This window comes from Alcanivorax sp. S6407, from assembly GCF_023016115.1.
GTDB lineage: Bacteria > Pseudomonadota > Gammaproteobacteria > Pseudomonadales > Alcanivoracaceae > Alcanivorax.
Genome location: NZ_JALKBH010000003.1, coordinates 144696 through 164566, shown reverse-complemented (window position 1 = coordinate 164566; position 19871 = coordinate 144696). Strand labels below are relative to the sequence as shown.

The 19871-nt window shown below is 58.3% G+C and carries 18 protein-coding genes; 12 read left to right on the top strand and 6 right to left on the bottom strand.

The genetic code is table 11. The features are described from left to right. The first annotated feature begins 2 nt into the window (after positions 1-2). Genes MWU49_RS09525 through MWU49_RS09495 form a run of 7 tightly spaced genes read left to right on the top strand, consistent with a single transcriptional unit; the run spans position 3 to position 5906 of the window. Positions 3-1682, top strand: a complete 1680-nt coding sequence (locus tag MWU49_RS09525; protein WP_246971166.1) for an ATPase, T2SS/T4P/T4SS family — start codon at positions 3-5, stop codon at positions 1680-1682. Continuing rightward, positions 1672-2526, top strand: coding sequence for a type II secretion system F family protein (locus tag MWU49_RS09520; RefSeq protein ID WP_246971164.1), 855 nt, complete (start codon positions 1672-1674; stop codon positions 2524-2526). The genes MWU49_RS09525 and MWU49_RS09520 overlap by 11 nt, the downstream gene beginning before the upstream one ends. After that, a complete protein-coding gene (locus MWU49_RS09515; RefSeq protein WP_246971159.1) occupies positions 2519-3406 on the top strand; it encodes a type II secretion system F family protein in 888 nt (295 codons plus the stop codon). Before MWU49_RS09520 ends, MWU49_RS09515 begins: the two co-directional genes overlap by 8 nt. Further along, entirely contained in the window at positions 3403-3753 is a 351-nt protein-coding gene (locus tag MWU49_RS09510; protein ID WP_246971156.1) for a DUF192 domain-containing protein, read from the top strand. The genes MWU49_RS09515 and MWU49_RS09510 overlap by 4 nt, the downstream gene beginning before the upstream one ends. Further along, entirely contained in the window at positions 3722-4183 is a 462-nt protein-coding gene (locus MWU49_RS09505; protein ID WP_246971153.1) for a tetratricopeptide repeat protein, read from the top strand. Before MWU49_RS09510 ends, MWU49_RS09505 begins: the two co-directional genes overlap by 32 nt. A 35-nt stretch (positions 4184-4218) precedes the next feature. Further along, entirely contained in the window at positions 4219-4980 is a 762-nt protein-coding gene (locus tag MWU49_RS09500; RefSeq protein WP_246971150.1) for a TadE family protein, read from the top strand. A gap of 11 nt (positions 4981-4991) precedes the next feature. Continuing rightward, on the top strand, positions 4992-5906 hold the full coding sequence (locus MWU49_RS09495; protein WP_246971148.1) for a hypothetical protein: 915 nt from the start codon (positions 4992-4994) through the stop codon (positions 5904-5906). A 123-nt stretch (positions 5907-6029) separates the two neighbouring features. On the opposite strand, the gene MWU49_RS09490 is transcribed toward MWU49_RS09495, so the two are convergent. Next, on the bottom strand, positions 6030-7283 hold the full coding sequence (locus MWU49_RS09490) for an NADH:flavin oxidoreductase/NADH oxidase family protein (RefSeq protein ID WP_246971144.1): 1254 nt from the start codon (positions 7281-7283) through the stop codon (positions 6030-6032). Between the two features lie 102 nt (positions 7284-7385). On the opposite strand from MWU49_RS09490, the gene MWU49_RS09485 reads away from it, so the two are divergent. Then, entirely contained in the window at positions 7386-7715 is a 330-nt protein-coding gene (locus tag MWU49_RS09485) for a winged helix-turn-helix domain-containing protein (protein WP_246971141.1), read from the top strand. Next, positions 7715-8149 carry a hypothetical protein gene (locus MWU49_RS09480; protein ID WP_246971138.1) on the top strand — a complete coding sequence of 145 codons (435 nt, stop codon included), beginning with the start codon at positions 7715-7717 and terminating at the stop codon, positions 8147-8149. Before MWU49_RS09485 ends, MWU49_RS09480 begins: the two co-directional genes overlap by 1 nt. Positions 8150-8155: 6 nt before the next feature. Here MWU49_RS09480 and MWU49_RS09475 read toward each other — a convergent pair whose 3' ends face one another. The 5 genes from MWU49_RS09475 to MWU49_RS09455 all read right to left on the bottom strand — a co-directional run bounded on the left by MWU49_RS09475 (position 8156) and on the right by MWU49_RS09455 (position 16612). Then, a complete protein-coding gene (locus MWU49_RS09475) occupies positions 8156-9478 on the bottom strand; it encodes a GGDEF domain-containing protein (protein WP_246971127.1) in 1323 nt (440 codons plus the stop codon). 241 nt (positions 9479-9719) lie between these two features. Next, on the bottom strand, positions 9720-10925 hold the full coding sequence (locus tag MWU49_RS09470; protein ID WP_246971112.1) for an acyl-CoA dehydrogenase family protein: 1206 nt from the start codon (positions 10923-10925) through the stop codon (positions 9720-9722). 14 nt (positions 10926-10939) lie between these two features. Continuing rightward, a complete protein-coding gene (locus MWU49_RS09465) occupies positions 10940-12247 on the bottom strand; it encodes an acyl-CoA dehydrogenase family protein (RefSeq protein WP_246971110.1) in 1308 nt (435 codons plus the stop codon). A gap of 512 nt (positions 12248-12759) precedes the next feature. Next, on the bottom strand, positions 12760-13860 hold the full coding sequence (gene mnmH, locus MWU49_RS09460; RefSeq protein ID WP_246971106.1) for a tRNA 2-selenouridine(34) synthase MnmH: 1101 nt from the start codon (positions 13858-13860) through the stop codon (positions 12760-12762). 55 nt (positions 13861-13915) lie between these two features. Continuing rightward, positions 13916-16612, bottom strand: a complete 2697-nt coding sequence (locus tag MWU49_RS09455) for a response regulator (protein ID WP_246971104.1) — start codon at positions 16610-16612, stop codon at positions 13916-13918. Positions 16613-16749: 137 nt separating this feature from the next. Between MWU49_RS09455 and cysM the strand changes: the two genes are divergently transcribed. The 3 genes from cysM (at position 16750) to rlmD (ending at position 19868) form a co-directional block, all read left to right on the top strand. Beyond that, on the top strand, positions 16750-17655 hold the full coding sequence (gene cysM, locus MWU49_RS09450; RefSeq protein WP_246971102.1) for a cysteine synthase CysM: 906 nt from the start codon (positions 16750-16752) through the stop codon (positions 17653-17655). After that, positions 17652-18428, top strand: a complete 777-nt coding sequence (locus MWU49_RS09445; protein WP_246971100.1) for a 3'-5' exonuclease — start codon at positions 17652-17654, stop codon at positions 18426-18428. Before cysM ends, MWU49_RS09445 begins: the two co-directional genes overlap by 4 nt. Positions 18429-18527: 99 nt before the next feature. After that, positions 18528-19868 (top strand): 23S rRNA (uracil(1939)-C(5))-methyltransferase RlmD, encoded by a 1341-nt coding sequence (gene rlmD / locus MWU49_RS09440; RefSeq protein ID WP_246971098.1) that lies wholly within the window; start codon positions 18528-18530, stop codon positions 19866-19868. Positions 19869-19871: the final 3 nt, after the last annotated feature.

Below are 19871 nucleotides of genomic sequence, written 5' to 3'. Positions count from 1 at the left end.
TCATGCTGTATGTCCTGGTCAAAACCCGCAAGGGAACCCTGGTTGGCAGTTATCGCAGTGACAGCCCCCAGCATGTGTTGGGTCGCAGTGACGCCAGTCTGGTCCCCATGGTGGGACGCAAGATTGGTCCTGACCATGCCTTGCTTGAAATTCGTGAAGGCGGGGTCTTCATCGTAGACAAGGGCCACAAGGCGGGCACCTATGTCAACGACGCCAGAGTGACCGAGTATGGGCCTTTAAAACGCGAGGATACGATCTCCATTGGCGATTATCGCCTGCAGTGCCATGCGGAGGGGCTTGAGGTTGCCAGCAGCAGTAGCAGCGCGGGAGACAGCGTGCCTGTGCTTCATGATGCGGATATCAGTACGGCTGGCAGTGCCCAGGCACAAAGAATGGCGTTCTGGCGTGCCACGATCCGTCGTTCTCTGGTCACCTACATGGACCTGCGCCGTATCAATGTGGCGGAGATGGATGACAGTGCCTTGCGGGTACTGACTTCCGAAGCCGTCGATAGAATCATTCAGGATCAGGCGGATCTGGACGCCGACATCGACAGGGAAGAGCTGGCCCGCCAGGTACTGGCAGAAGCGGTGGGGCTCGGGCCGCTGGAGCCGCTGATTGCGGACGAGACGATTTCCGAAATCATGGTCAATTCCCGGGATGAGATTTTCTACGAGAAGTCCGGGGTATTACAGAAATCCGAGGTAACCTTTACTGACGATTCTGCCGTGATCTCGGCCATTGAGAGGATCGTTTCGCCACTGGGGCGGCGCATTGATGAAAGCTCTCCTATGGTGGATGCGCGACTCAAGGATGGTTCCCGTGTGAATGCGGTGATTCCTCCGCTGGCACTGAAAGGGCCGAATATCACGATTCGTAAGTTCATGAAGGAACGGCTCACGTCCGATCACTTGCTGCGTTTTGGCTCCATGGACGAAAAGATGGTGGCGTTCCTGGAACTGGCGGTAGAGCAGAAGAAGAACATTCTGATTTCCGGGGGGACAGGTTCCGGTAAAACCACCTTGCTGAACGTGCTGTCCAATTTCATTCCCGACGGGGAGCGCATCATCACCGTGGAAGATGCGGCCGAACTCAAGCTCTATCAGCCCAACCTGATTTCCCTTGAGGCGCGGCCATCGAACCAGGAAGGTAAGGGGGAGGTCACCATCCGTGACCTGGTGAAGAACTGTCTGCGTATGCGCCCTGACCGCATCGTGGTCGGTGAGTGTCGAGGTGGCGAGGCTCTGGACATGCTTCAGGCAATGAACACCGGCCATGATGGCTCTCTCACCACCATCCATGCCAATACCCCCCGTGACTGCCTGTCGCGGATTGAAGTGCTGGTACTGATGTCCGGCATGGAGCTGCCGGTGCAGGCCATCCGTGAACAGATTTCGTCTGCCATCGACATTATTGTTCAGCAGACCCGTTTCTCCTGTGGTTCCAGAAAGGTCACCAGCATTACTGAAGTCAACGGGATCGAAGCGGGGGTGATTCAACTCTCCGAAATCTTCCGTTTTGCCCACTCTGGCTATGGCGCCGACGGCAAGGTGAGTGGTGAGTTCGTTTCTACCGGGAATGTGCCGGACTTCATCGAAGGGCTGCGACAGCGCAATGTGAAGATAGACATGCGCCTGTTCAATAACGTTCAGCAACCTCAGGATCTTGGCCATGGATTCTAGTCTGGCGGTTGTTCTGGTTCTGCTCTGTATCAGTGTGTTCGCACTGTCGCTTGTGACGTACAAGATCTTCACCACGGCACTGCACAAGTATCAGGACCACTTCAAGATGAACGCCGAAACCAATCTGGCGGACATGTTCATCTTCATCGATCCTTCCCGGCTGCTGGTGATTGGTTTCTGGGTGCTGTTGGTGTCGTCCCTGCTGGTGTGGCTGATCAGCGGCAACCTGTTTTTCAGTGTGTTTCTGGCAGCCATTCTCGCCGCATCCCCTCGGGTGGTGTATTCCTTTCTGCATGCCAAACGTCGGGAGAAATTCAATCTCGCTCTCCCGGACGGTTTGTCTTCCATTGCCGCCATGCTACGGGCTGGCTCCAACCTTTCATCCGCGCTGGAACTGATGGTTCAGGAATCCAAGGGGCCGATTCAGCAGGAATTTGGCCTGTTGCTTCGGGAAGTGAAGATGGGTGTCGATTTCAGTGTGTCCCTGGACAACATGCTGCAGCGAATTTCCAGTGACGAACTGCAGATGACTGTAGCGGGAATGAAGATCGCCCGGGATGTGGGCGGCAGCCTGGCGGAAGTATTGGAGCGGCTTTCCGATACGATCCGCAGAAAGATCGAGATTGAAGGCAAGATCCGCTCATTAACGGCCATGGGTAAAGCGCAGGGAGCAGTGATGGCATTGCTGCCTTTTGTGGTGGGCTTCGCCATTGCCCAGATCGAACCGGATGCGGTGGACAAGTTTTTCACCACCTATATTGGGTGGGGCGCCTGTGCCCTGATTGTGGTGATGGAACTGATGGGCTTCTGGTTTATCCGGAAGATAGTGTCGATCGATGTCTGAGATGCAGAGTATCTATGCGGTAGCAGCCCTGGTGCTGCTGGCTTGTTCGCTGGTGGTGCTGTTCGTGGCGTTCCGCCGTGTTTTCAGTGAGGTGGAACAGGATGAACGGGAGTTCATGGATCCCCTGCCGCCTTTGCTCAGGTTGATATGGCCCCTGATTACCTTTTTTGCCCACTACTTTGGTGGTGCCATGAAGGCGGAGCAGGTGGCCAGACGTAACCGGATGCTGGCCCAGTCCGGGCAGTCTTTCATGTTCAATGCGCAACAATTTCTGGGGTTGCAGATGGTAGTTGGGATTCTGGCAGCCGTGGGCTGCGTGATCGGCGCTCTTATGCTCGATGCGTTTGACTGGTTCTGGGTGTTGTGTGCGCTGGTGGTGGGTTTCATTCTGCCCTTGCTCAAGTCCCGGGAGTTGGCCAACAAGCGCAGGGACCGCATTGTTCGCCAGTTACCTACCTATCTGGATTATCTGTCCATGAGTATTCAGGCCGGCACCAACTTTACCGGGGCAATCAATCATGCGGTGGAGAAGGGCCCTGATGGCCCGTTCAAGGAAGAAATGTCCAAGGTGGTTCGTGATCTGAGAGCGGGGATGGGCCGCTTTGATGCGCTCCGTCTGATGGCGGACCGGATTGATATCGACTCGGTCAACACCTTCGTTAATGCGGTGGTCCAGGCAGAGAAAACCGGGGCCAGTATCGGCGAGACGCTAAAGATCCAGGCCAACCAGCGTCGTATCGAGCGTTTCCAGCTGGCGGAGAAAAAAGCCATGGAGGCACCGGTAAAACTGATCTTCCCGCTGGTGGCGTTCATTTTTCCCGCCACCTTTATTGTTATCGGTTTCCCGATTGGCATGAAGCTTTGGGAGACCCTGCAGTGAAGGTGGTCATCGACGGAGATCCCGCCGCGGATCTGGAGCTGACCGAGGCAAGGACGTTTTCCCAGCGGTTTCTGGGACTGACTGTCTATAGCCATTTACCTGTTGATAAAGGCCTGTTTTTCCGCCGCTGCCGGTCCATCCACATGTTCTTTATGCGCTTTCCCATTGATGTGGTTTTTCTCGACAAGTCGGGAAGGGTTGTGCGGATTTGTGAGTCACTAAAGCCCTGGACTATGGCCTTTGCAATCAAGGCAGACACAGTAATCGAGCTTGCGGCCAACGTGGCCCGGGCAAGAGGTTTTGATGAGGGATGTTATGTACAGATTATTGATGCTGCTGGCCGTTAGCCTGCTGGTCGGATGTGCCACTAGCGCATCGAATTCGAAGCACCAGGAGGAGACGTCGAATACTCTGGCGCTGGCTGAAGAAAGTTATCGCTATGGATTGTGGTCCGAGGCTGAATCCTATTATCAGCAGCTGGTCGACGCCAACCCCGAGCTGTACCAGGCCTGGTTTCGGTTGGGGAACATTTATGCCCGAAGTGGCCAGCTCGATGCCGCGGTCACCATGTACGAGCGTTGTCTGGAACTGGATCCTGAGCAGGCACGCGGCTGGTATAACCTTTCGGTGGTCAGAGCCCGGCAATCGTTGCAACTGGCAATGCAGGCGCAGAGGCGCTTTGTCGGCAGTTCTCCCGAAGAAGCGCAAAAGTTCACTAATTTCCGCGACCGGCTGGCATCCGCTCTGACCGGGAAGGGTGGGAGTGGTGCACCGTGAGCCCGGTTCGGCAAGGACGCCAGAAAGGGCAAGCCATGACGGAGTTTCTGATTACCTTCGCCTGGGGTGTGCCGCTGATATTTGCCATTCTCCAGTTCGGTATGCTCTACCGGACCAAGGCCACGCTTAACGATGCCACCTTCAGGGCGGCCCGCGCCGGCAGTCTCAATCATGCCTATACGGCCGACATGAAATCGGCACTGGTGAGGGGCATGATGCCGGATAACTACCGGGTCGCTCCGGGAGAAACCCCGGGCCTGGTGGATTATGAAGCCGAGATGCTCAAGCACGTGCTGGCGTATCAAACCACTCATGCACTGGGGGCAAAGGTGGAAGTGACCTCTCCGACCCAGGCGGTCTTCAGCCAACTGGCCAAACCTGCCTGGGTCCTGGAGCCCTGCACGGGTTCGGCTTGTCCCCATGGCGGCAAGTTTCGGGAAGTGTCCGGTAACCGGCGTCCCTACCAGATTCCCAATGACAACCTCAAGCAAAGGCCAACGACCGCCATCTCTGCCGGTGGTACCGCCATGAACGTGCAGGATGCCAACCTGTTGTCCGTAAGGACCATGTGGTGTCAGGAAATGACCGTACCGGTTATCAATGCGCTGGTCTGGGAGAGCCTGGATCTGTTTGGTGGCTTCGGCGGGCCCGGTGACTGGTTACGTTGCAAGACCTATGGCGCTCTGCACGGTGGTTACCACCTGCCATTATCCGCCCACTCGGTGATTCGCATGCAGACGCCAATCCGCTGCGAAGGGAATGTCACCGCTAATCGCAACTGCAAAAATCTCAAATAGGGAGCTTTCTCATGTTTCGTCCTGCGTTGATGGCAGCACTATGCAGCCTTGCTTCTGTTTCTCTGGCACTGGATCCGGCCAGCCTGTTCAAGAATGAAATCCTTGTCTCTCGCCACTATGAGGCACTGGACAAGGTGGCGCTGCAGAGCGCGCCGGTGCGCTATCTGGACAGCAATCCGGAACAGGCGGGTTACGCCAGCGGTGGAGAAATCATTGTGGTCGGCAAAACCACGGATTACGTGCTGGACCATCGTCCGGCAGACAGCAACCTCAGTATTACTGCACATTACCGCAAGGCGCTTGCCTCACGGGGTTATGAATTGGCCTATGAGTGCGAAGGCCGGGCGTGCGGCGATACCGCAGGCTGGCGGCTGCTGTTGGGCCGTGCGGTGGCCGGAAATGCGGATGACCAGTCCTACCTGCTTGCCTACAAGGGTAAAGGTGGCCGATCCGGAGAGTATGTGTCGATCTATGTGAATGAAGTCGATAACCAGCCGCGCAGCGTGGCCAGAGTAGTTCGTACGGGCACCCTCAAAAAGGTGCACGCCTTGCCCCAGCAGGCCGGCAAGGTGTCCCTCTACTACCCGTTGGGGCAGTCCGAGATGGGCCTGAAAGGCGTGATTGCCGTCGAAGCCATCGCCCTGTCACTCAACCGCAATACGGATGGCCGCGTGGTGGTAGAAGGCTTCGCGGATGGCGAGCGTACCGAAGATAATGATGTGCTCGCTTCCAACCGGGCCGAAACCGTTCACAGCGCGTTGCTGACCCGCCTGAACAGCAGTTACGCATCAGTCTCCAACAGCGGTGGACGAGTGGCCCAGGAGGGCGTCAGATCCCAGGCCAACCGCCGAGTAGACCTGACCGTCATTCTCCCGGACGAAAAGATCGTGCACCGAGACCGCGAGTACTCCGCGACCGATGGTTAAGCGACAAGGGGAAAGGCTGTAGATCAAGCCAGTCCGCGACTAAGCCATTTACCAAAAAGCCCCGAACGTTCGGGGCTTTTTGTTTTCAGCTATTAACTATTCACTGTTAACTATTAACTGCTGTTAGGTGTTTGCCCGCATACGCCTCGTCCGAAAACTGCCAAGCCCCATGCTGGTAATCACCTTGAACAATGAAAGCAATACGCTTTCGTCAGGTTTGGGGTCCTGCCCCTTGCCCATGCGATGCAGCTGGCGGGAGAACCAGGACACTTCCATCATGGCCATTTCATCAATGGCCTTGATGCCGGTCTTGCGCGGAGTCACACGGCTGATCACCCCATCCTGTCCGGCGAGAATGCGTTTCGGCAGGTCCGGTTCCACGGCCAGTGGACGGGCGATACCAACAATGTCGGTGGCGCCACTTTCTACCGCTTCTGCCATGGCTTTGGCGGAGCGGAAGCCACCGGTGACCATTAGCGGGATGGAAACGCGCTCGCGGATCTTGTGAGCGTAATCCAGGAAGTAGGCTTCACGAGCAGCGGTGCTGTCACGAACGCCCTTGGCACCCGCCATGGCCGGGTTTTCATAGTTGCCCCCGGAAATTTCCAGCAGGTCCAGACCTTCCTCAGCCAGGGTCTGGGCCACGCTCATGGATTCTTCTTCGGTGAAGCCGCCGCGCTGGAAGTCTGCGGAGTTCAGTTTGATGCTCACCGGATAATCCTCACCCACGGCCTTGCGGATGGCGCGATAGATTTCCAGCGGGAAGCGCATGCGGTTTTCCAGTGAGCCGCCCCATTGATCATCACGCTGGTTGTGATGGCCGGACAGGAACTGGCTGACCAGATAGCCGTGGGCGCCATGAATCTGCACGCCGGTGAAGCCGGCTTTTTTGGCGATGGCAGCACTGGTGGCAAAGCGTTTGATGATGTCGCGGATTTCTTCTTCGGTGAGCGCACGGGGTGTCTTGAAGGCGCTTTTCAGTTCCTTGCCGAACGGCACGGCAGAGGGGGCCAGGGTGTCGCCGCTGGCGAGCATGCGCGGGATCTGTTTGCCGGGGTGATTGAGCTGTACCCAGATCTGATTTCCCTGTCGCTTGCCGGCTTCGGCCCAGCGGGTCAGCAGCGGAAGATCATTTTCGTTTTCCAGCACCACGTTGTTGGGCTCACCAGTGTGCAGGCGGTCGACCATGATGTTGCCGGTGATCAGCAGGCCGGTGCCGCCGTCGGACCAGCGCCCGTAAAGCGTTTCCAGCGCAGGGGTGGCATGGTTGTCGATGGTGCCCAGCGCTTCACTCATGGCGGACTTGCCGAAACGATTGGGAATACTTACGCCACAGGGCAGGGGCAGGGACTGGTTCAGGGTTTCAGCGTAGCTCACGGGGCCTCCCGGTATGAAGTTGCAATGCTGTTTAGTTTGATGTTGATCAAACTATCCGTTAGTTTTATACCCGTCAAACTATTCTGTCGGGGAGTTACCGTTTTGGCACAGAAGGACACACAGACAGCGGAGCAACTGGCGGGTGCATTCCGGGCGCTTTCCAACGCTAACCGTTTGCGTATTTATCAGGTCATCGTGTCGCATTGCCGTGAACACGGTAAGGCCAATCTTGCAGACGTACCCGCTGGCTGCGCCTTCGGTGACTTCATGAAGCGACTTAATATTGGCGCTCCGACGGTGTCACACCATGTCCGTGAGCTGGCGGAAGCAGGTCTGATTCGCGTCGAGCGGGCAGGGCGGCGGCGGTACTGCCATGCGGAACCGGCCATGCAGAAACAACTGGCGGCCTTTTTCGCCATGGAGGGGCAATAATGACGGCAGCGGAATGGGCGTTGTGGGGCGGTGGATTGTTTTTCCTGACCGGTTTGCTCACCGGGGTATGGAAGTACTGGCAGATCGCCCGCAGTGAAAAATCCCGGGCTCACTACTACGTGGATGTGGCCCACCGGGCCAGCCTGATGTATGCCTTTGCCTGCCTGGTGCTGGAACGCTTTGCCGCGCTCAGTGTCTGGAGCAATGCAGTGAATACGGCGGCGGTGTTGGCCAGCATGCTGTTCTTTGCGTTGGCGGTGGGCAGCTACATCCTGCATGGCTGGTTGCAGGACACCCGTAATCAGCTTCAGTCCCCTCACCGATTGGGCAGTGCCCACCTGCCGGGTGGTGTCATGACGGGTTTCATGGTCCTGCTGATCGCCGCCGAAGTTGGCGGCTTTCTGGTCTTGTTCGCGGGCTTTGCCGTTCGCTGACCTCGCTCAGGAAGCTGGTTTGACGGCGGCTTGCGTCTCTGTGGTGTCGCTGAACAGGAAACGGTGCCGGCCCTGCTTTTTCGCTTCATAAAGGGCTTCGTCGGCCAGCTTGATCAATGTTTCCGGGCAATTGTCTGCGGTGGGGCGCAGGCTGGCGATACCGATGGACAGGGTGACAAAGTCGCTGCAACAGCTTTTCTCGTGGGGCAGTTGCAGTTCGTCCACGGACTGGATCAGACGGTGAGCGATTTTCTCCAGACCCTCACGGTTGGTGCGGTGGAACAGGGCGACGAATTCCTCACCGCCATAGCGGGCCACAAAGTCTGAAGAGCGCAGTACCTGGCCACCCAGGGCCTTGGCGACCTGCAACAGGCAGTCGTCTCCGGCCTGATGGCCATAGTGGTCGTTGTAAAGCTTGAAGTAGTCGATATCCATGAACATCAGGTTCACGTCGGTGCCTTCACGCAGGGCCTTCTGCCACTGCATATCCAGCATCTCATCGAAGTAGCGTCGGTTGGGCAGCCCGGTAAGCTGATCGCTGCGTGATAGTTGTGCCAGCTCGCTGGACAGTTGTTTCAGCTGGCGTTTCTCTTCTTCCAGCAGGTATTCCTGGGCAAACACGGTGCGCTCGCGGGCGTCCTGAATGAAACCGAGGAGATAGCCGAATATGAGCGAGCCGCCGCCAAAATACAGTAGGACGTCCAGCTCTGGATCCAGCCCCAGCATGAGGGCGAGGACTCGTGACGAGATCATGCTGACACCAACCCAGACCACAGCATGGCGTAGAGGGAGCCTTGCAATAGTGAATGCCGCAATGGTGATAAAGATGATGGCGTATTCGGATACACTTTTCTGGCGAGCCTGGTCTGGCAGGACCACACTGGCGATCTGGAAAGCAAGCAGGGTGACGCTGGCAGCAAGTCCATTGACGTAGAGAATGAACCGAGCCAGGCGCTTGATTTTGAGCACGGCAACCGGTACCAGCACCGCCACGGAAATCACCGCATTTAACGGGTAGATAACGGCTTGCTGATTCTGGGCCATCAATGCGCCCAGGATACAGAACAAACCGACACTGACAACGACCCAAGGCCAAAAGGTATTCTGCAGCATCTGCGTAATCTCAAGATGACTGCGTCGATAAATGGTTTCCAGTGGTTCTGGAAATGCGCGGTGCATCCCTTTGGGTTCGCGCAGGCGCTGATGGAGCATGGCGTTCAAATGCGCCAGCTCTGCTTTCTCTGCCGGAGTGACAGGAGCACCGGCGACAATGACGTCCTCGGTACCTGCGTTTTGTTGTTGTTTTTCTTCGCTTTTATGCTGGGTCATTAGCAAATATCGTGTGGTTCCATGAGCGGACAAAATCCCTTTCCCATACGATAGCAAAATAACATCTGACTGTGCGGTCACCTAGGTCACAAGGTTGGCCGGAAGGTATTTCGGATGGCCGGTTGAGAGGGGGGCTAAATGGTTGATTCTGTCGGTTTTTCTGTTTTTTGATCAATGGCTGGAAACCCGGCACAGTCCGCACGAGCGGGCTGTGCCGGGGAGTGGTGTGGAGTGGTACAAGTTACTTCAGTTCTTTGGAACTCAGCCCCAGTACCCGGCGGGCGATAACCAGTTGCTGAATCTGCTGAGTGCCCTCGAAGATATCGAGAATCTTCGAATCACGAGCCCATTTTTCCAGCAATTCATCTTCGGTGTAGCCCAGGGTGCCGGCCAGTTCGACACAACGCAGGGTGATGGCATTACCTACCCGGCCGGCCTTGGCCTTGGAGATGGAGGCTTCCAGGGTGTTGGCCTTCTTGTTGTCGGCCATCCAGGCGGCTTTCACGGCCAGCCAGTAGGCGGCTTCCCATTCCGCTTCCATCTTGTAGATTTCCGCTTCGATGGCTGAGCAGTTATCCACCGGCTTTGCGTAGTCGTACTGCATGTGATCCTTGAGCAGCTCCTTGATGCGCTCCAGGGATGCCTTGGCACAACCGATGGCCATGGCCGCGACCAGGGGGCGGGTGTTGTCGAAAGTCTCCATGACCCCGGCAAACCCTTTCTTGGTGTCGATCTCCGGGCTGCCGAGCAGGTTCTCTGCGGGCACACGGCAATCAATGAAGTTGATGGCCGCAGTGTCGGAGGCGCGAATGCCCAGTTTCTTTTCCAGCCGGGCCAGTTCCATGCCCGGGGTGCCCCAGTCCACCACGAAGGACTTGATGGCGGCGCGACCCAGCTTGGGATCCAGGCTCGCCCAGACCACCACGCAGTCGGCCCGCTGGCCGGATGTCACGTAGATTTTTTCACCATTCAGAACGTAATGATCGCCGTCCTTTTTGGCGGTGGTGCGAATGGCGGCAGAGTCGGAGCCGCAGCTGGGCTCGGTGATGGCCATGGCCGCCCACTTGCCCTTGAAGCGTTCCAGCTGCTCGTCGTTGGCAACCGCTGCAATGGCGGCATTACCCAGGCCCTGACGGGGCATGGCCAGCAGGAAGCCCGTATCGCCATAGCACATTTCCATGGCGCCGAGGCACACGCCCATGTTGCCGCCGTTCTTGACGCTGCCGTCGTCCTGAACCTTGCCGCTGCCAGTGGTGGCGGCACCGGCGGAATTGGCCGGGTCGCCTTCATTGAAGCCGTCCAGTACCGACGCCAGCATGTCCAGCTCTTTGGGATAGTCATGCTCGCCACGGTCGTACTTGCGGGACAGCGGGCGGAGGGTGCTTTGCGCCACCTGATAGGCATTGTTGATCAGGGGTTTGAACTTCTTGGGAATCTCGATATTCATTGTGTGAACCCTCCTTACAGGTGCAGGCCGCCAAAGGCGACAGCGATGGCACGCAGATCCCGATACCAGCGCTCGACCGGGTACTCATGGGTAAAGCCGTGGCCGCCGAGCAATTGCACGCCGTCGGTGCCGATCTTCATGGCCTTGTCCTTGACCAGGGTGCGCGCGAGATGGGCTTCACGCTGGAAGGATTTGCCCTGTTCTGCCCGGCACACCGCGCGGTAGGTGAGCATGCGCATGGCATCCAGTTCGATGGCCATGTCGGCGATCATGAACGCCACAGCCTGGCGGTGACTGATGGGCTCACCGAAGGCGGTGCGCTCGTTACAGTAAGGGCCCACATAGTCGAGCACTGCCTGACAGGTGCCGATGGCCAGGGCACACCAGGCCAGGGTGCCCAGATCCACAAAGGCGCGGTAATCAAAGTCACCATTGCCCAGGCGGTTTTCGGCGGGGACGCGCACGTTATCCAGTTTCAGCGGGCGCTGGGCACTGGCGCGAACGCCCATGGACGGATCTTCGCCGACGGTAAAGCCTTCGCTGCCACCTTCCACAATGAAGACCGCCGGACCTTCTTCGGTCTGGGCCGCGACCAGAAACAGCTCTGCCTCACCGGCCAGAGGCACCAGTGATTTCTCGCCATTGAGCACATAGCTGTCACCGTCCTTGCGGGCGGTGGTCTGCAGCACCATGGGATCGAACAGCGGACGGGGTTCAGCCACAGCAATGGCCGCCTTGGGCGGGTTCTCTTCTGCAAAGGCGCTCAGGTACTTGTCCTGTTGCAGGGCGGAACCCCATTGGGTCAGCGCATTGGCAACGCCCATGGGCGCCAGAATGGCAACCGCCTGACCCATGTCGCCGTGGGCCAGATCTTCGGCAATCAGCATGGTGGTTACAGTGGAACGTTCACTGGCCGCGCCGCCGAGGGATTCCGGTACCGCAAAGAAATTGAGCCCCAGTTCCTGCGCCTGGGCGAGGACTTCATCACTGGTCTTTTGCTGGGCGTCGGCATGCTCACCCTGTTCACGCAGCACGTCACGGGCGAACGCCTGCATGCTTTCGCGGATCATCTGCTGTTCATCGGTGATGCCCAGATCAAACAGGTCACGGGTATGGCCGGGGGCATTAAGCCGCTCGGGCTTGCTGCCTGGTTTGCTGGACTTGAAAGTACGGGCGCTGGTGGTGATCACCTGGAAGCCGCCCTTGGTGAGCGTGTAGGCAAGGCGCTCGACACTCTTGCGCATGCCCAGCTTGTCGAGCACATCTGAACTGGCGAGACGGTTCAGCGCGGTAAGCGCGTAACCAACTGCATCTTTAGCCATGGGTTGTTGTCCCTGTTGTTTTTGACTGATGCAGTCGATTATGAAGATGGGGCGGGGAGTCACATTGACCAATGTGACCGGCCGGTCGGGCCAGCAGGCAACCGTAATGACGCTGCAGGCCTAGCCATTACCACCCGTAAAGGGTATGGCATGGCCGCTATGCCGGTGATGATCCCTTGCCGCAGGAGCCAGCCTGCTGGCGAAGGAGCGCAAGCAACAAGCTACAAGCTACAACGCGAGCCGAAATTTGGAGGTAGCTTCTCCGCCCTCAGCCGCGCCGATAACTCAGGCGCGGGCATGGCCCTGCAACACCATCGGACCTTGCCCTCGCCTTGTAGCTTGCATCTTGAGGCTTGTCGCTATTCTTTACCGTAGGAGCCAGCCTGCTGGCGATGTTTGTTTCTTATCTGGCTTGCGTGAGCACCACCCTCATCACAGCGAACGCCAAGGCTCAGGGACAACCTCCCATCTTCCTCCGTGATCTCGGTGACCTCTGTGGTAAAACCGTCTTTTCAGCTGGTGGCGGCGCGCTCGTTCAGAAAGGCACTGACTTCATCGCGGCTGCCTTCGAAAAGCACCTCGCCTTCGCGTTTCGACATCATGTAGTCATACATGGGGTCGTAGTAATCCGCCAGCAGGGTATGGATCCATTCGCGATGCAGTTCGGTGTCGCCATTGATGGCCTGCACCGCCAACGCTTCTTCCAGCTGCTGTCGCAATTGCTGGTGGCGCAAGCCGCCGAGGCGGCGCTTGATGCGATCCATGGCAGACAGCAAGGCCTCGCCCAGCTGTTGCAACGCTTCCTGATCGCCGAAGTGCTGGCGATACTCCTGCAGTGGTCCTGCCACATAATCTTCCAGCGTGACTTGCACCCGGGATTCCAGTGATTCATTGATGATGATGCGAGGCTGAGACTTGATCTTGTCCTGCAGGGAGAAGGGCAGGTGGCAGCGGCCAATCAGTTTGCTTTCGTCTTCCAGCAGCACGGCAGGGTATTGCTGTGCGCGCATCTTGATCAGGGCAATGGCCAGGGCATTTTCGAAATCGATCTGGCTCGGTTGCCCGCCGGGGCGGCGGCCGAAGGCCGAGCCACGATGGTGAGCCAGACCTTCCAGATCCACCGCGTTGGGTTGGGCGACGATCACCCGGGTCTTGGCACAGCCGGTGCGGCCGCAGAGGATTTCGAAGGGCAGGGTGGCGATGCATTGCTCCAGCTGTTCCAGCAGGAAGGTACGCATGGCCTTGTAGCCGCCGGTCACCAGTGGCGCGTCAATCCCGGCTTCCTGTAGCCAGGCCTGGGTGGTCTGGCTGCGCAGCCCGCCACGAAAACAGTACAGGTAGCCTTCCGGGTTGGCCTGCCACCAGTCCTGCCAGGCTTGCATGCGAGCGTCCCGTTCTGCTCCGCTGACCAGTTTGTTGCCCAGATCAATGGCGGCTTGCTGGCCCTGCTGCTTGTAGCAGATCCCGATCTGGTGACGTTCATCATCGTTGATCAGCGCCAGGTTAGTCGCGCCAGGAAAGGCGCCCTTGCTGAATTCCACAGGGGCGCGGACATCCAGCAACGGGATGTCGTTCAGAAACAGGTCGAGGTAATCACGGGTATTGTCACGCATGGTGGCCGAGTTTAATGGAGATTATTGAGGCGATCCATGCGTAACCTGTTAGCGTCTATTCGGTGACCGCGGGTGCCTGGCAGTAATGCTCCAGCGCGCAGATTTCATCACAGAGTGTGGCCACCATGGGGGCAAAGTCTTCCCGCGGGACGCCGGTTTTCAGGGCCTCCTCAAGGGCCTTGGCAGCCCGCTCGAGCCGCGGTGTGCCACAGTAACGGGTGGCGCCATGCAGCTTGTGCACTTTTTCCAGCAGGGTCTCGTCATCGCCACTGTCAAAGGCTGCTGAAATGGCTGGCCGGTCGGTGCCGAGACTTTCCAGCAGCATGGTCAGCATTTCGTTGGCAAGGCCCTCCCGGCCACCGGCCCGGCGCCGGGCCAGGGCGGCATCAAAGACTTCCAGGGTGCCGGTGTCCGGCACTTCCGGTTTCTGGATCAGGTCATCACGGGTGGTCTTGAGCACCCATTTCTCCAGGGTATGGCGAAGCTGTTTCTCGCTGATGGGCTTGCTGAGGTAGTCATCGAGACCGCTGTCGAGAAGATCGCGGCGCTCATTCTCAAGGGCATGAGCGGTGAGTGCCACGATGGGGGTATGCTTGCTGCCGGTTTCCAGTGAACGCATCTTGGCCGTGGTGGCCTTGCCGTCCATGCCCGGCATCTGGATGTCCATGAACACCAGGTCAAAATCCTCTTCCCGAAAGGCGTCCAGTGCTGCGGCGCCACTGTCACAGGCGGTGACATCGGCACCCAGCTCTTCCAGGAATACCCGGGCCAGCTTGAGGTTGCCGGGGTGATCGTCCACCACCATTACCGAGACTGACTGGGGTAACTGCAGGGAAGGGTTCATGACCAGGTTGTCGGTGTTATCTTCACCGCCCAGTGCGAGCAGGGCATTGAGCAGCCGCTGGCGAGTGGCTGGTTTGCCTTGTACCTGGCAATGTGGCAGGTCTTCCAGCCAGCGCGATACGGTTTCCGGGTTGTTGCTGAGTACCAGCATGGGGCGCCCCAGTGCGGCAAGGTCGTCCACTTGCTGCTGGAGATTCGGGGTGGTGTTCAGATTGGGTACACCCACCACCATGAAATCACTTTCTGCCAGCTCGCCCTTGTCGGCGGCATCCATCAAATGCTTGAGGCTATGGTATTCGCGGATTTCCATCTGCCAGTGACTGAGCATGTGATAAAGCCCAAGGCGGCCGTATTCATCGGTTTCCACCAGGGTGACAGTCTTGTGCCTGAGTTCTTCAGTGAACATGGCGGTATGTTGTCTCGGGTCCCGCTCCGCGCGCAGGGTAAACCAGAATGTGGAGCCCTTGCCCTCGCTGCTCTCAATGCCAATTTCGCCGCCCATGCCCTCCACCAGACGTTTGCTGATGGCCAGCCCCAGCCCGGTGCCGCCTTCCTGGCGGCGGGCACTCTGGTCTGCCTGGGTAAAGGCGCTGAACAGGGATTTTTGCTGTTCGACACTGAGCCCGTTGCCGGTATCGGTTACGGTCATCTTGATCACGGCTTCAGCGCCGCGGTTTTCTTCCAGCATGGCGCGGACCACCACAGATCCCTGATCGGTGAACTTGATGGCATTGCTGATCAGGTTGGTGAGTACCTGGCGAATGCGCTGCGGGTCGCCGAGCAGATTCAGGGGGACGTCAGAATAGATGATGGCGGCCTGTTCGAGGCCTCGCTCCTGGGCCATGGGCGCCAGCATGGTCTGCACATCTTCAATCAGGTCATGCAGATTCAGTGGCGTGTGATCCAGCGACAGTTTGCCGGCCTCGATCTTCGAGAAATCGAGGATGTCATTGATGATCGCCAGCAGGGAGTCCGCACTCTTGTGAATGGTGTTGAGGTAGTCCTGTTGGCGTGAGGTCATGTTGGAGCGCCCCAGCAACTTGGTGAAACCGAGAATACCGTTGAGGGGCGTGCGAATTTCATGGCTCATGTTGGCCAGGAATTCGGATTTGATCTGGCTGGCCTTGAGCGCTTCCTTGCGGGCCATGTCCAGTTCGATGTTCTGGATTTCGATGGTTTCCAGGGTTTCGCGCAGATCCTGGGTAGCCTGGTCCACGTTCTGCTGCAGCTCGGCCTGGGCATCGTCCAGGGCGGAGACCATCTGTTGCAGGGCGGTTTCCAGATCGGCCAGTTCACCCCGGCCCTGCATGTTCAGATCCATTGCCAGGTCGCCATCGCGGATGCGCTGCACCGCAGAGACCATGTCCTTGATCGGCTGTGTCAGCTGGCGCCCGAAACGCACAGCAGGAATTATGGCGAGAATGAGTACAGCCAGCATGATCAGGATAAGAATGACCACGCTTTCAAGAATCGCCACGTACTGACCCTGTCGGGAGAACTCCACTGTCAGGGTGGCCGGATTGCCGGGGTTGATGTCCCGGTGAAGTTGCCAACTCTGGCCGGTATCGAGGCGGCCGTCAGGAGTTCGGGAGGCATCATCCGCGGGCAGCAGCCGAGGCCCGGCATGCTGATGCGGGCGGCCGTCATAAAATACCAGGTCGGCGGCGCGCACATCCTGCTCTTCCAGCAGATCGCGCAGCAGAACCTGTTGGGCCTCTCTGTCATTGGGGCGGATGCTTTCCAGCTGCGCGGCAAAGCTGTCGGCGATCAGCTGCTGACGGTTGGCATTGCTTTCCTGAACATTGAGCAGGTGGCTGACCAGGGCATAGCCGCCCACCAGCAGGGCTGCCAGCATGGCGGGCAGGACGGCCATGACCATCAGGCGTGATTGCAGACTTCGATTTGCCATGAATCCCCAGGTATCTGTTGGCGGTCTGTTGTTTCATTCCATTATGCCCGAGAATGCCGGACTGCTGGCAACCCGGGCAAGGAACTCATTTTCATCCTGACCGCCCAAGCCTTCTGGAATTAGGTACAATTCGCGCCATGAATGTGAAAACCATCGAACAGACCGTGGGCAATACGCCCCTGGTGCGCCTGCAGCGGATGCCGGGTGACACCACCAATACTATTCTGGTGAAGCTGGAAGGGAACAATCCGGCAGGTTCCGTGAAGGACCGTCCGGCCCTGAACATGATCCTCAAGGCGGAAGGCCGCGGGGAGATCAAGCCCGGTGACACCCTGATCGAAGCCACCAGCGGCAATACCGGTATTGCCCTGGCGATGGCCGCGGCCATGCGCGGCTACCGCATGAAGCTGATCATGCCGGCCAACCAGAGCCAGGAACGTCGAGATGCCATGGCTGCCTATGGCGCCGAGTTGATCTCCGTAAGCCAGGAAGAAGGCATGGAGGGAGCGCGGGATCTGGCTCAGGCCATGCAGGCTCGCGGCGAAGGCCGGGTGCTGGATCAGTTCGCCAACCCGGACAATCCGCTGGCCCATTACGAGAGCACCGGGCCGGAAATCTGGCGTGATACCGAGGGCAGCATTACCCATTTCGTCAGCTCCATGGGCACCACCGGTACCATCATGGGCTGCAGCATGTACCTCAAGGAACAGAACCCGGATATCCAGATTGTTGGCCTGCAGCCCACCGAAGGCTCCGCCATTCCGGGGATCCGTCGCTGGCCGAAAGAGTACCTGCCGTCCATCTACGATGATCGCCGCGTGGATCAGGTGATGGACATGGATCAGGCGCTGGCGGAACAGACCATGCGCCGGCTGGCTCGGGAAGAAGGCATCTGTTGTGGTGTTTCCTCCGGGGGCGCGGTGGCGGGCGCCCTGCGTCTTAGCGAGCAGCTGGAAAATGCGGTGATCGTGGCGATTATCTGTGACCGCGGCGATCGTTATCTGTCTACCGGCGTATTTCAGGCAAACGGGGAGCAGGGATGAACGTACTGGTATTTGATATCGAGACCATTCCGGATCTGGACGGGGGGCGCCAGATCTATGATCTGAATGGCCTCAATGACAAGGACACGGCCAGTGCCTTGTTCAACCTGCGCCGCCAGGAAAACGGCACCGAGTTTCTGCGTCTGCACCTGCATCGCATCGTCGCCATTTCCGTGGTGCTGCGTTCCACCCAGGGCATCAAGGTGTGGTCACTGGGCGATGAAGACAGCACCGAGAAAGAGCTGATCGAACGGTTCTTTGACGGTATCGAGCGTTTCACTCCCAACCTGGTCAGCTGGAACGGCGGCGGCTTTGATCTGCCGGTGCTGCATTACCGTGCCCTCAAGCATGGTGTGCAGGCACGCCGCTACTGGGATACCGGGAACGAGGATTCCAGCTTCAAATGGAACAACTATCTGAGCCGCTACCACCAGCGCCATCTGGACCTGATGGATGTGCTGGCCATGTACAATGGCCGCGCCAATGCGCCGCTGGACCAGATTGCTACCCTGCTGGGCTTCCCCGGCAAGATGGGCATGAGTGGCGCCAAGGTGTTCGATGCCTTCCAGGACGGCGACATCAAGGGGATTCGTGATTACTGCGAAACCGATGTGCTGAATACCTGGCTGGTGTATCTGCGCTTCCAATTGATGCGCGGGGAGCTGGATCCGGTCGGTTACGAGCAGGAACTGACCCTGCTGAAAGACTACCTGGCGGAAGAAGGCCTGGCGCATTTCCAGTCTTTCCTGAATTCCTGGCAAAAAGGCAGTTAACAGTTATCAGTGAACAGTTAACAGCGAAACCAATCCGATACTCTGCAGGACGTCGGTGATGACGTCCTGGGGTTCATGAATCCCACCGATTGAGAAACCATGGCACGTAAACGCAAGCCGCTTCCGGAGACGCCGGAACCCGCCAGCATTGAAACCCTGAGTCACGACGGCCGGGGCATTGCCCGCCGGGATGGCAAGACCACCTTTATTGACAATGCCCTGCCTGGCGAAGAGGTGCTGTTCAAGTTCACCTACATGCGCAAGAAGTTCGACGAGGGCAAGGCGGTGGAGATCGTCAAGGCATCGCCGGACCGGGTGACGCCTCCTTGTGAACACAGCAACCTGTGTGGCGGGTGCAGCCTGCAACACATGAGCCCCGAAGTGCAGATCGCGCGCAAGGAAGCGGTGCTGCGTGAACAGCTGCAACACTTTGGTGGCCTGGAGCCGAAAGAGTGGCTGCCGCCACTCACCGGGCCGGTCACCGGCTACCGCAGCAAGGCACGCATGGGTGTGAAGTATGTGGAAGCCAAGGATGAAACCCTGGTGGGCTTCCGCGAGAAACGAAACAGCTTCATTGCCCAGCTGCATGGTTGTGAAGTGCTGGTGCCACAAGTAGGGCATCGCCTTGATGAGCTGCGGGCCTTGATGCACAGCCTCAAGAGTCGTAGCCGTATACCGCAGATCGAGCTGGCTGCCGGTGATGACATTGTTGCGCTGATTATTCGCCATCTGGATCCGCTTCCTGATGAGGATCAACAGGCGCTGCTGGATTTCTGTCAGCCCCTTGGCTGGCATCTGTACCTGCAACCGGGCAACGAAAGCACGGTGCATCGCATCTGGCCGGCACTGACCGGCGCAGAGCATGAAGAACGGCTTTACTACCGCCATCCCTCTGCGGATGTGGAACTGGCCTTCCATCCCACCGATTTCACCCAGGTGAACGGAGAGATCAACCGCAAGATGGTGCCGTTGGCACTGGATTTGCTGGACATAGCGCCGGATCACACGGTGCTGGATCTGTTCTGTGGTCTGGGCAACTTCACCATCCCGGCGGCAAAGCGTGCCGCGAAGGTGGTTGGCGTGGAAGTGAGTCAGGCCATGGTCAAGCGTGGCTACGAGAACGCCGAGCGTAACGGCTTGAATAACCTGGAGTTTCACGCCTGGGATTTGAGCCAGGATGTGCATGGTCAGGCCTGGGCCACAAAGGAGTATGATCGTATTCTCATCGATCCACCGCGCACCGGTGCGCTGGAGATGGTGAAGCTCATGCCCAAATTTGGTGCAAAGAAGATTGTTTACGTCTCCTGCAACCCGGCCACGCTGGCTCGGGATGCAGGGGAACTGACTGCCCTGGGATACCGTCTCAAGGCGGCGGGCGTGATGGACATGTTCCCGCATACCACTCATGTGGAATCCATCGCGCTGTTTGAAAAGAAATAAAAG

Coding starts and splice junctions, on each gene's coding strand:
- MWU49_RS09525 (WP_246971166.1), top strand. CDS start 3: ATGCTGTATGTCCTGGTCAAAACCCGCAAGGGAACCCTGGTTGGCAGT.
- MWU49_RS09520 (WP_246971164.1), top strand. CDS start 1,672: ATGGATTCTAGTCTGGCGGTTGTTCTGGTTCTGCTCTGTATCAGTGTG.
- MWU49_RS09515 (WP_246971159.1), top strand. CDS start 2,519: ATGTCTGAGATGCAGAGTATCTATGCGGTAGCAGCCCTGGTGCTGCTG.
- MWU49_RS09505 (WP_246971153.1), top strand. CDS start 3,722: ATGTACAGATTATTGATGCTGCTGGCCGTTAGCCTGCTGGTCGGATGT.
- MWU49_RS09500 (WP_246971150.1), top strand. CDS start 4,219: ATGACGGAGTTTCTGATTACCTTCGCCTGGGGTGTGCCGCTGATATTT.
- MWU49_RS09495 (WP_246971148.1), top strand. CDS start 4,992: ATGTTTCGTCCTGCGTTGATGGCAGCACTATGCAGCCTTGCTTCTGTT.
- MWU49_RS09480 (WP_246971138.1), top strand. CDS start 7,715: ATGACGGCAGCGGAATGGGCGTTGTGGGGCGGTGGATTGTTTTTCCTG.
- MWU49_RS09475 (WP_246971127.1), bottom strand. CDS start 9,478: ATGACCCAGCATAAAAGCGAAGAAAAACAACAACAAAACGCAGGTACC.
- MWU49_RS09470 (WP_246971112.1), bottom strand. CDS start 10,925: ATGAATATCGAGATTCCCAAGAAGTTCAAACCCCTGATCAACAATGCC.
- MWU49_RS09465 (WP_246971110.1), bottom strand. CDS start 12,247: ATGGCTAAAGATGCAGTTGGTTACGCGCTTACCGCGCTGAACCGTCTC.
- mnmH (WP_246971106.1), bottom strand. CDS start 13,860: ATGCGTGACAATACCCGTGATTACCTCGACCTGTTTCTGAACGACATC.
- MWU49_RS09455 (WP_246971104.1), bottom strand. CDS start 16,612: ATGGCAAATCGAAGTCTGCAATCACGCCTGATGGTCATGGCCGTCCTG.
- cysM (WP_246971102.1), top strand. CDS start 16,750: ATGAATGTGAAAACCATCGAACAGACCGTGGGCAATACGCCCCTGGTG.
- MWU49_RS09445 (WP_246971100.1), top strand. CDS start 17,652: ATGAACGTACTGGTATTTGATATCGAGACCATTCCGGATCTGGACGGG.
- rlmD (WP_246971098.1), top strand. CDS start 18,528: ATGGCACGTAAACGCAAGCCGCTTCCGGAGACGCCGGAACCCGCCAGC.